The 11,902-nt window shown below is 47.3% G+C and carries 7 protein-coding genes; all 7 read left to right on the forward strand.

The genetic code is table 11. The features are described from left to right. Positions 1-56 precede the first annotated feature (56 nt). The 7 genes from dnaN (at position 57) to F457_RS0102185 (ending at position 11,853) form a co-directional block, all read left to right on the forward strand. On the forward strand, positions 57-1,181 hold the full coding sequence (gene dnaN, locus F457_RS0102155; RefSeq protein ID WP_018979487.1) for a DNA polymerase III subunit beta: 1,125 nt from the start codon (positions 57-59) through the stop codon (positions 1,179-1,181). 19 nt (positions 1,182-1,200) lie between these two features. Beyond that, positions 1,201-2,343 (forward strand): DNA replication/repair protein RecF, encoded by a 1,143-nt coding sequence (gene recF / locus F457_RS0102160; RefSeq protein WP_018979488.1) that lies wholly within the window; start codon positions 1,201-1,203, stop codon positions 2,341-2,343. A 43-nt stretch (positions 2,344-2,386) separates the two neighbouring features. Beyond that, complete coding sequence (gyrB, locus tag F457_RS0102165; RefSeq protein WP_018979489.1) at positions 2,387-4,831, forward strand: DNA topoisomerase (ATP-hydrolyzing) subunit B; 2,445 nt, start codon at positions 2,387-2,389, stop codon at positions 4,829-4,831. Positions 4,832-4,898: 67 nt separating this feature from the next. Then, complete coding sequence (locus F457_RS11965) at positions 4,899-5,690, forward strand: DUF3108 domain-containing protein (RefSeq protein WP_169584102.1); 792 nt, start codon at positions 4,899-4,901, stop codon at positions 5,688-5,690. An 87-nt stretch (positions 5,691-5,777) separates the two neighbouring features. Then, positions 5,778-7,106, forward strand: coding sequence for a bifunctional UDP-N-acetylglucosamine diphosphorylase/glucosamine-1-phosphate N-acetyltransferase GlmU (glmU, locus tag F457_RS0102175; RefSeq protein ID WP_018979491.1), 1,329 nt, complete (start codon positions 5,778-5,780; stop codon positions 7,104-7,106). Next, positions 7,106-8,932, forward strand: coding sequence for a glutamine--fructose-6-phosphate transaminase (isomerizing) (gene glmS / locus F457_RS0102180; protein WP_018979492.1), 1,827 nt, complete (start codon positions 7,106-7,108; stop codon positions 8,930-8,932). Before glmU ends, glmS begins: the two co-directional genes overlap by 1 nt. Before the next feature lie 59 nt (positions 8,933-8,991). Further along, positions 8,992-11,853 carry an FAD-binding and (Fe-S)-binding domain-containing protein gene (locus F457_RS0102185; RefSeq protein WP_169584103.1) on the forward strand — a complete coding sequence of 954 codons (2,862 nt, stop codon included), beginning with the start codon at positions 8,992-8,994 and terminating at the stop codon, positions 11,851-11,853. Positions 11,854-11,902: the final 49 nt, after the last annotated feature.

The following is an 11,902-nucleotide window of genomic DNA, read 5'->3' on the forward strand; positions in this document are numbered from 1 at the left end:
ATCTTTGAGCTCTGTTACATAGAGGGATTGAGATTTCTTAAGGGTTTGGGACAGATATGAAATTCACAGCCGACCGCGTACCGTTACAACGTGCCCTTGCTCATATTCATGGCGTGGCGGAAAAACGTAATACAATTCCCATTTTGGCCAATGTGCTGCTTGCACATGATGGCGAGGTGTTGCGACTAACGGCAACAGATATGGAAATTGCATTGGTGGAGGAAATTCCTTCTGAAGCAGCCCGTCCCGGCTCAGCAACGGTGCCGGCGGCTGTTTTGTTTGAAATTGTGCGCAAACTTCCCGATGGGGCAGCTGTTGAGTTTGAACAAAGCGAGGAAGATGCCCCCCTTCTGGTGCGTGCAGGGCGGTATGAAACTAATCTTAACGTCCTTCCTGTTGATGACTTCCCCGCGATGGTTGCAGGAGATTTACCGCATCATTTCACGTTACAACCCGGTGTGTTGCGCAGCCTGATTGATCGTACAAAATTTGCGATGTCAAATGAGGAAACCCGTTATTACCTTAATGGGATTTTCTTTCATGTCGCCAATGAGGGACGGTCTAACATGTTACGTGCGGTGGCTACAGATGGCCATCGCCTTGCTAAGGTCGATGCTGACCTCCCGGTTGGGGCAGAAGACATGCCGGGTGTTATTATCCCGCGCAAAACGGTCGCAGAAATTCGCAAGCTTTTAGATAGTGATGATGCTGACGTGGAAGTGTCACTTTCTGAGACACGCATTCAGTTCCGTGCTGGTTCCGTTACGCTTACGTCTAAGCTGGTTGATGGGACTTTTCCAGAATATGGCCGTGTCATTCCTGAAGGGAATGATCGTATCTTACGGGTGTCTCGTCAGGATTTAGCGTCAGCAGTTGGGCGCGTTTCAGCTATTAGTCAGGAACGTTCACGACCTGTTAAGTTGATTGCAACGACAAATCATCTGACACTTTCAGCCACAAGCTCGGATCAAGGTGTTGCACAGGAAGAGCTTGATGAAAACCAGGTGACGTATAATGCAGAGCCAATGGAAATTGGCTTTCAGGCGCGTTATTTGACAGATATTACTGACCAGATTGATGCAGAAGCGGAGTTCTGCTTTGCGGATAGTGCATCGCCTACTCTGATCCGTGATACGCAGGAAGCGTCTGCCCTTTATGTGCTGATGCCTATTCGCGTATAAACCGTAATGTGATGGTTTTTTGAAACTTCTGCGGCTGGCTCTCACTGATTTCCGTAACTATCAACGGGCTGTGTGGGAGCCACACTCTCTTGTTAATGTTCTTTATGGCCTCAATGGTAGTGGGAAAACAAACCTGCTAGAAGCACTATCGCTGCTTTCACCAGGGCGTGGCCTTCATGGAACAGCCTCTCATCGTTTAAGCCGAAACGGCACCCGGCAATGGGGCGTTGCGTCTTTGTTGCAAAGCCATGACCAGCAATTTCGTTTAGCAACGGGATGTCAAAGTACTGGGAATAGTCGGCGCCTCTTCTTGCTTGATGATGAGCCTGTCAAAACACAAAGCGATATTACCGAACTCTGCGCTTGTGTATGGCTAACCCCCAAAATGGATCGCCTTTTTAGTGAAGGAGCTTCCCAGAGACGACGCTTTTTCGATCGTCTGGTTGCGGCTCTTATGCCCGATCATGCGAAACAACTGGTCGCGCATGATCGCTCTGTTGCTAGTCGCAATCGCATCTTAGCCACCCAAGCAGACCAAAGCGTGTGGCTTGATTCGATTGAGGCTTCTATTAGCCGTCATGCTGTTGCCATAACAGCCGCACGTTTGGCGACGCTAGAGCAGTTACATGACTCATCTCTGAGTGTTGCTGGCTTCCCAAAGGTGACGCTTAATCTGCGCTGCTCTTTAGCTGAACAGCTATGTTCGTCTCCCGCTCTTCATGTTGAAGACTGGCTACGGGATAGTCTGAAAAAGAGAAGAGAAACTGATCGCACAAAAGGTCTTACAAGTGTGGGCGCTCATCGAGCTGACCTTACGGTGCGTGATTCTGCTACCCATCAAGACGCTTCTTTTCTCAGCAGTGGGCAACAAAAAATTATGCTCTTGAGCCTTATTCTCTCTCATGGCCGTTGTGTGCAAAAAAACTGGGGAGAAGCTCCTCTTGTTTTGCTGGATGAGCCTTTTGTGCATTTGGATGAAAAACATCGTGCTGCCCTTATGGAGGCTGTTAAAACATTACAGACGACGGTCGTGCTAACAGGGACAGATGCCCAGCTTTTCTTGCCCATGAAAGGTTGGGCCGATTTTATTAGAGTTGAAGAAGGCAATCTTTATCCAGAGCGTGAGTGCTGCTCTGGCTTTGAAGGAGAAATCAACGTATAATCACTTTTTATACGTTGATCGTAAACCGGAGTGGTGCGCAGGCATGTCAGAAAATCAGAAGCAGCCGGAAAATCTTTCTGTCGATAAAGAGGAATACGGTGCCTCCGCTATCTCGGTGTTAAAAGGGCTCGATGCTGTTCGCAAGCGCCCGGGCATGTATATCGGTGATACAGATGATGGTTCCGGCCTTCATCATATGGTGTTTGAAATTATTGATAATGCCGTCGATGAAGCACAAGCAGGGTATGCAACTTATTGTACCCTCACATTAAACGGGGATGGTTCTGTTACCGTTCGTGATAATGGACGTGGCATCCCCACAGACATGCATGAAGAAGAAGGGATAAGCGCTGCTGAGGTTGTGCTAACCAAACTCCATGCTGGTGGAAAGTTTAACCAAAACTCCTATAAAGTGTCAGGTGGATTGCACGGCGTTGGTGCCGCTGTTGTGAATGCCCTCTCTGAGTGGATGTTCGTTCGCATTTGGCGTCATGGCAAAGAACATATCATCCGCTTTCAGCATGGTGAGCGCGACGAAGCTTTGCACGTCGTTGGTTCGTCGGAAGAAGAGAATGGCACTGAAGTGACATTTAAGCCGAGCCAACAGACATTTACTAAAACAGAATTTGATTTTGCGACCCTTGAAAGGCGCGTGCGGGAACTTGCCTTCTTGAATTCAGGCATGAAGATTATTCTTCGTGATGAACGTTCAAGTGATTCTAAGGAAGTTGTCTTTCATTATGAGGGTGGGTTGACGGCCTTTGCTCAATGGCTTGATAGCTCAAGAGTTTCTCTCTTTGATCCGCCGATCACGGGGGAAACAGAAGACCAAGAAAGCGGCATTCGGGTAGAGTTTGCTCTTTGTTGGAACGATAGTTTTCATGAAACGATGCTATGTTTCACCAACAATATTCCCCAACGCGATGGGGGAACGCATCTAGCCGGCTTCCGCCAAGCTCTGACGCGCGCTGTCGGTAAATATGCCGTTCAACACTCCAAGAAAGAGGCTGGCTCTTTAACCGGCGAAGATATGCGGGAAGGGATGACGGCTATTCTCTCCGTTAAAGTGCCTGACCCTAAGTTCTCTTCCCAGACCAAAGACAAGCTCGTTTCATCAGAAGTTCAGCCAGTCGTTCATACTGTGGCTTCTGACATGATTAGTCATTGGTTTGAGACGCACCCTAAAGAAGCACGGGCGATTGTTGGTAAAGTTATTGATGCAGCAAGCGCTCGTGAAGCGGCACGGCGGGCACGTGAGCTAACGCGTCGCAAAGGGGTACTAGACGTTTCGTCACTTCCGGGGAAATTGGCCGATTGTCAGACGCGCAATCCTGCAGAATCTGAAATCTTCATTGTGGAGGGCGATTCTGCTGGCGGGACGGCTAAGCAGGGGCGTGATCGTCGTTTCCAAGCAATTCTTCCATTACGTGGGAAGATTCTTAATATTGAGCGTGCCCGTTTTGACCGTATGCTGGGATCCGCTGAAATTGGAACCTTAATTACTGCATTAGGTACGGGCATTGGCCGGGGTGCTGTTGAGCAAGGTGGGTTTAATCTAGAGAAACTGCGCTACCACAAGATTGTCATTATGACGGATGCTGATGTGGATGGATCCCATATTCGCACACTTCTGCTGACCTTCTTTTTCAGACAAATGCCTGAATTAGTTGAAAATGGTCATCTCTACATTGCCCAGCCACCTCTTTATCGGGCCAAACGTGGGCAAGAAGAGCACTATTTGAAAGATGATGCTGCTCTGGAGACCTATCTCCTTGATAGGACGCTCAACCGGGCCACATTGGACTATTGTGATGGGCGTCATTTGGAAGGTGAGGCGCTTCGTCATGAAATTCTCTCATTACGTGAGATTGCTCATGGACTACAGACGCTGTCAGCACGGATCCCGCTTTGGATTGTTGAGCAAGCCGCCATTGCACAAGTTCTCAGCACAGAGGCCTCTGTAAGAGAAGCACATATGCTCGACTTCCAGAGACGCCTTGATGCTGCGTCCCCTGAGAATGAACGCGGATGGAAGGTCTCACTTACGGATCAAGGGATTAGCTGTGCACGTTCTCTGCGTGGCGTAGGGGAAGTATATACTTTCGAAGGCAGCCTCATCCGTTCTACAGAAGCCCGTCGCTTGGCACAGCAAGGAGAGCGTTTAGCGCGTGACTTCCATAAGCCTATTACTCTGACGGTTGATCAAAAAAGCTTCACCCTTGGAGGGCCTGGCCTCCTTCTGGATTATATTCTCTCTCAAGGGCGTCGTGGCCTTGCTATCAATCGTTTCAAAGGGCTTGGAGAGATGAACGATGAGCAACTTTGGCATACGACGCTCGACCCAGCCACACGGACACTGCTCCAAGTTCAAGTTGGCGATGTTGATGAAGCAAGCCAAGTTTTCTCCACACTGATGGGGGATGTTGTTGAGCCTCGTCGTGAATTCATTATCGATAATGCTCTCAGAGTTGCTAATCTTGATGTATAAGAAACGCTTTTATGTAGGTCACACTCTCAAGAGAGCAGCCTTTGCTCTTTGTGCTTGTGTTATCTCTTTGAGTGTTTCTCCCTATGCAGGTGCCCAAACATCGGCACCTGCCTCAGACACGATTAGTCTTCGGTATGCAACAATTGTTCATGGCTATCATGTCATCGACACGACAGCTTCTTATATCTTGCAGCCTTGGGGATATGGTGCCACAGCCAATCTGACCACTGTTGGACTGGCGAGTTGGTTTTTGACCGTCAACTTAACGGCTACTGTAGAGGGGCGTTTTGTCGGTGAGAAAACGTCTCCCGTTGTTTATGATAGCCACGGCTATTCTCGCGGCCATAACCGTCATGTTCATTTAGTCTTTGACCATGACGGACCTCATATCACCGCGCAAACCCCTAAAGACGATGACCGTGAGCCTCTGCCTTCTGAACCTTTGCATGCTTCAATGGACATTTTGAGTGCCTTAGGCTCTTTGCTTCACCATTTGGAAACGAGACAGTCATGCGATGTGTCGGGGTCTGTTTTTGATGGGCTCCGCCTCATGCAAATTGATGCACACGGCCCACGCAACGATACCGTTCCCGAAGAGCGGGATCCGTACTATACAGGATCCTTAATGAGATGTGATTTCACTGGGCGGCAAATCGGTGGTTTTGTGCAAGGCTCATCCCATAAAGCTATACAAGCATCACCTCATCCGGGCGCTGCATGGTTTAAAAAAATCGATGATGGCCATATTATTCCGGTTCGTATAGAGTTCTCACACCCTAAGCTTGGACAGCTCATTTTGGTTTTGCAGTCGCCCCCCAGGATTACACATGGGAATGATGTCAGACCCCTTCCGAAGTAGATGCCCTAAAATATCATCAGTCTTTCTTTTGACGTCCTCTCTAAGTTCAGGTAACCCGGACGATAGAAAGTAGAGAAGAGAGTAGCCATGACATCAATGACGACCGCTGTCATTCTTGCTGCCGGAATGGGGACACGCATGAAGTCCCGCTCTCCTAAGGCTATGCAGCGTTTGGCCAACCGTCCTATGATCACGCATGTGATTGAGATGGCCTCGGCTATCGTAGACCGGATCGTCGTTGTTGTCGGTCCTGATATGGAGGAGCTTGAAAAAACGGTAGCTCCCCATCAGACAGTTGTTCAAAAAGAACGCTTAGGAACAGGGCATGCAGCGTTAACGTCTATGCCATATGTTGGTGAAGGAGACGTCGTTTTCCTTTACGCAGACAATCCGCTGTTAACGTCTCAAACATTGGAACGCCTGTTACGGGCTCGTCAGAATGGTGCTCGTCTGTCTTTGCTTGGTATGCGCCCTGCTAACCCTGCTCATTATGGACGTCTCGTCACCGGGAAAAATGGCACGATTGAGCGTATTGTTGAATATAAAGATGCTTCACCCGAAGAACGTGCCATTACGCTTTGCAATGCCGGAATGATGTGTGCAGATGCATCGTTATTTCGACAATGGCTGGAAAAAATTGAACCCAACAATGCCCAAGGTGAATATTACCTGACTGATGTTGTCAGTCAGGCTGCTTCTGGCGGAGAGGTCTGTTGTGTTGAAGGGGATGAAAAAGAGCTCATAGGCGTAAATTCTCGCATGGAACTTGCGCGTGCAGAAGCATTATTGCAGGATCGATTACGCTTTGAGGCTATGGAAAATGGCGCAACTCTCGTCGACCCAGCTTCTATTTTCTTGAGTGCCGATACACAGATAAGTCCAGACGTCACCATTGAGCCACATGTGTTTTTAGGGCCACAGGTTATCTTGCGGGCAGGGTGCACAATTCGTGCTTTTTCTCATTTAGAGGGCTGCATTGTTGAAGCGAATGCTGCCATTGGTCCTTATGCTCGTTTACGTCCTGGAACTACGTGTTCAGAAGGATCGCATGTTGGTAATTTTGTTGAACTGAAGAATACGGTTTTGGGTGAGGGCAGTAAGGCTAATCATCTCTCTTATTTGGGTGATACGACTATTGGAGAAAAAACGAATATAGGCGCTGGAACGATCACATGTAATTATGATGGTGTTTTTAAGCACAAAACAACAATAGGGAATAACAGTTTTGTGGGCTCAAACAGCATCATTGTTGCTCCCGTTACAGTCGGGGACAATACGTTAATCGCTGCTGGCAGTGTGATTACGGAAAATATCCCGAACAAGGCAATGGCTCTAGGACGGGCCAAACAAGTCATTAAAGCCGAACGAGGCTTAGCCTATCAAAGGGCGCTTAAAGCGAAAAAGGAACAAAGCTAATGTGTGGTATCTGTGGCGTTGTCGGACATCATCCTGGAACACCGATCGTATTGGAAGGGCTGAGACGTTTAGAATATCGGGGCTATGATTCAGCCGGTATTGCGACGATCGACCATCACCAACATATCACACGCTGCCGTGCCGCTGGGAAGCTGGATAATCTTGAAGCGGCTCTTCGTGAAACTCCTCTTACAGGGACAACAGCGATTGGCCATACACGTTGGGCGACGCACGGCGCCCCGACGACCCTCAATGCACATCCGCATCATGTCGGCCAAGTTGCTATTGTTCATAATGGCATTATTGAAAATTTTGCCGAATTAAAGCGTGAACTAAGCGCAAGAGGTCGGTCATTCACAACAGAGACAGATTCCGAGGTTATTGCGCACCTTCTTGATGAATGCATTGAGCGTGGCGATACGCCTCAAGAGGCGGCTTTCGCTACGATTAGACGACTTGAGGGCGCTTACGCTCTTGCGATGATTTTTGAGGGTCATGATGGCTTACTGATTGGGGCGCGTCATGGAGCCCCTTTGGCGATTGGCTATGGGGAAGGGGAAATGTTTCTCGGCTCCGATAGTTTGGCTCTTGCTCCTCTGTCTCGTCGAATTACCTACCTCGAAGATGGGGATTGGTGCGTTCTAAAAACGCATTCTGTTGAGATTTTTGATCAAGAAGGCAACAAAGTCCATCGTTCCATTCAAACGGCTTCTTTGACCAGCGGACAAATCGGAAAAGACGGTTATCGTCATTTTATGGAAAAGGAGCTCCATGAGCATCCTTTAGCAATTGGTCAAACCTTACAACGCATTACAGACCCCACAACACGCCAGCTTGTCTTGCCAGAAATGCCGTTTGATCCCGCAACCTTGCCTAGAGCGACGATTACGGCGTGTGGTTCTGCCTTTTATGCTGGGATGGTGGGGCGTTACTGGCTGGAATCAATTGCTCGTTTGCCGATTGATATTGATGTTGCTTCGGAGCTTCGTTATCGCAACCCACCCCAACCTAACCAAGGTATGGCGTTGCTTATATCACAATCTGGAGAGACAGCCGATACACTGGGCGTGTTGCGTGTGCTCAAAAAAGAGCAGCAAAAAATTGTCTCTATCTTGAATGTTGAACACTCAACGATGGGGCGAGAAAGTGATCTTGTCCTCGGCATGGTTGCTGGGCCAGAAATTTCGGTTGCTTCGACAAAAGCTTTTACGGCGCAATTATCCGTTCTAGCGGCATTAACACTTACCTTTGCACGTAAACGAGGCGTGATTAATGCTCAGCAAGAGCGAGAATTAACAAACCATTTGCTTGACCTTCCTTCTCGAGCTGCTGAAGTGATGAAGCTCTTTGGTGCGGTACGTGTCATGGCACGTGTGATTGCGCAAGCACGTGATGTCCTTTATTTGGGCCGCGGTATTTGTATGCCGATTGCACAAGAAGGTGCGTTAAAATTAAAGGAAATCAGCTACATTCATGCTGAAGCTTACGCGGCTGGTGAGCTCAAGCATGGTCCTATTAGCTTGATTGACCCTAGCGTTCCAGTCGTTGCTATCGCACCGTCAACCATTCTTTTTGATAAGACACTCTCTAACCTGCAGGAAGCAAAGGCACGAGGCGGGCGTATCCTCGCTTTCACAGATGCAAAGGGTGCAGAACGTCTTAGTGATATTGCCGAACATCTTGTCATTCTACCTGATGTTGATGCTTTTGTAGCACCGATATTGTACACTATTCCTGTGCAAATGTTGGCCTACGAAGTAGCCTTGCTAAAAGGAACCGACGTTGATCAACCACGTAACCTCGCCAAGTCTGTTACTGTGGAATGATCATCCTTTAAGGAGCTGCCATCATGACCTCCCGTCACCATGAATCTCATGAATTGACGATGTTTGTTCATTACCTCAAAGATGGAGAATTTGAGGGGGATGTTGGCAGCTCCTATGCCGAACGACTGATAGCAGCAACAGATAATAGCATCTATCAGCAGATGCCGAAGCTTTCTATCTATCCCAAACATGGGAAAGACCTCACACTTGCCGTAGAAGCTGCTCAGCAAGCGCAGATACCTCTTTCTCCACGGGGAGGGGGAACGGGAACAAATGCCCAGTCCTTAACGCAAGGGGTAATGGTTGATGTGTCTCGTTATATGGATCAGATCATTGAGTATGATCCAGAAAAATTAACGGTTCGTGTTCAACCAGGGGTTATCTTGTCGCGACTTAACGCGTTTCTCAAACCTTATGGTGTTTTTTTTCCACCAATGGTCTCAACCGCAACACGCGCAACAATCGGTGGCATGATTGCGACGGATGCATCGGGGAAGGGGTCGCGTATTTATGGGAAAACATCAGATTATGTTGAAGCGCTGAATGTTGTCTTATCAGATGGCTCGTCTTTTTGTGCTAAAGCCTTTACTCAAGAGGAAACGCAAACCCTATTAAAGGGAACAAGCCGCACCTCAATCGCATGCCGCGAACTCTATCGCGTTGTTACAGAACAACAGGATGAGATTGAGCGTGTTTTTCCTAAGATGAATAGAGGTTTGACGGGATATAATTTGCAGAAGATTTGCCTTGAAAGTGGTGAATTTAACCCCATACGTCTTTTTGCCGGTTCTGAAGGAACACTTGTCTTAACGGAAGAAATTGTTCTTCGTGTAAAGAAAATTCCCACACATCGTTCTCTTCTTGTTGTGCGCTATGATGATTTTGATGCTGCCTTACAGCATATAAAACCATTATTATCATCTGATCCTTTAGCGATTGAAGTTCTTGATGACCGGCTCTTAGATACTGCCCGTGATGATGCTTCGTGGTCTACAATTAAAGAAGCTCTTGGAGGAGAAACAGAGAAACCGGTTCGAGGAATCAATTTTGTCGAGTTCGCCGGGGACGATATCTCTTCGCTTGAGCAGCACCTTAAGCAAGCGAAACAGCTTTCTTCCTTCCCAGGAGTTATTGACTGCCATACAGTTGTCGATCCTGCTGTCATTTCGCAGCTTTGGGAACTTAGAGCTAAGGCCGTTGGTCTTTTAGGGCGTCCAAGAGGCAACAAACAGGGAGTTCCCTTTGTGGAGGATACGGCTGTTCCTCCCGACAATCTTCCTGCCTATGTGCGCGACTTCCGGCGCGTGTTAGACAATGAACAGTTAGACTACGGCATGTTCGGCCATGCCGATGTGGGCTGTCTCCACGTTCGACCTTTTTTAAATATGCAATCTCCAGAAGATCAGCGCCGTATTCGTCGCATTACAGATAAGGTTGCTCAATTAACTCATCACTATGGGGGATTGTTGTGGGGAGAGCACGGTAGGGGAGTTCGCGGAGAATTTTCGCCTCTCTTTTTTGGTGAGACACTCTTTAGTGAGCTATGCCGTATTAAAAAAGCGTTTGACCCCAATGATCTGTTTAACCGAGGTAAGCTCGTTCCTGTCGATGGTCATCATGTTTTAAAAATTGACGAAATTCCTTTTCGTGGAACTTTTGATGCCTCTATTAAAGAAAAGCATCAGGAAAATTATAGAGAAGCTATTGATTGCAACGGTAATGGCACCTGCTTTAACCAAGAGCCAGATATCATTATGTGCCCTTCATACAAGGGTACAAAAGATCGTTTGCAATCGCCGAAGGGGCGTGCTGCTTTATTGCGTGAGTGGTTAAGACTTTCTGCCGCCCCACGAAAGAACAAAAAAGCGTATCGCTCCTTTCTATCTTCAGTAAAAAGAAACTTAGACACGTGCCTTGCCTGTAAAGCCTGCAGCTCTCAGTGCCCTATCCGGGTTGATATTCCAAAATTACGCTCACGTTTTTACAGCGAGTATTATCGCTTCCGCGTGAGACCGTTAAAAGATTATCTTATTCTTTTTCTTGAACCTCTTCTTACATTAGGTCGTTGCATGCCAAGATTAACTAATTTTGGTATGCAGAATAGCCTATCAAAAAAGATACTTTCTTTTATTGGTCTGGTCGATCTTCCCTCTTTGTCTCCTGCAACATTGCCTTCTTCTGCACAAATAACGGATAAATGGCTTCAAGATGGGGATCGCAGAAAAAAAGTTGTTATCTTACAAGATAGCTTTACGGGAAGTTTTGATGGTACCTTAGTAGAGGATGCTTACTCTCTTCTACGTAAGCTAGGCTACGATGTACGCGTCACGCCTGTTCTTAATAATGGTAAAGCATGTCATGTGAAGGGCTTTAGACAACCCTTCTTACGAACAGCGAAGAAAATCATTCAGGCAGTTTCTTCTATCACACAGAATAATATACCTGTGATAACCCTTGACCCTGCGACGGGCCTGATGTTTGAGCATGAATACAGAGACGAATACGGAGAACACTTAGCTTATCCATGCTCTCCAGAAAAATTCCTTTATGACCGACGAGAAGATCATAAAGGAATCTTATCAAAAAAATGTGATGTTCATTTTATCTCACACTGCACCTCACAGGCACTCATACCCGAAAATGGTCAATTATGGTCTCATGTTATGTCATCCTTCGGAATTTCCATGACCCAGAAAAAACTAGGATGTTGCGGCATGGCAGGACTTTTTGGCCATGAGAAAGAAAATGTCGATTTATCTAAAAAGATATTTCGTCAACATTGGAGGAATCATGTAGACTCCTTTTCTCTTGCAGAAGGTTTTTCTTGTCGTTGCCAAAGTGAGAGAATGACAGATTTTCGTCCACTTCATCCTCTCCAATTTTTGAACAGAGCCTTGTTCGAAGAGGCCGCTGCTGAATAATTTCTTTCATCTGGCAGGAAGGGAAAGGGGTTCATTAAAATATCTTCAT

The organism is Saccharibacter floricola DSM 15669 (assembly GCF_000378165.1).
Lineage (GTDB): Bacteria > Pseudomonadota > Alphaproteobacteria > Acetobacterales > Acetobacteraceae > Saccharibacter > Saccharibacter floricola.

Coding starts and splice junctions, on each gene's coding strand:
- dnaN (WP_018979487.1), top strand. CDS start 57: ATGAAATTCACAGCCGACCGCGTACCGTTACAACGTGCCCTTGCTCAT.
- gyrB (WP_018979489.1), top strand. CDS start 2,387: ATGTCAGAAAATCAGAAGCAGCCGGAAAATCTTTCTGTCGATAAAGAG.
- glmU (WP_018979491.1), top strand. CDS start 5,778: ATGACATCAATGACGACCGCTGTCATTCTTGCTGCCGGAATGGGGACA.
- glmS (WP_018979492.1), top strand. CDS start 7,106: ATGTGTGGTATCTGTGGCGTTGTCGGACATCATCCTGGAACACCGATC.
- F457_RS0102185 (WP_169584103.1), top strand. CDS start 8,992: ATGTTTGTTCATTACCTCAAAGATGGAGAATTTGAGGGGGATGTTGGC.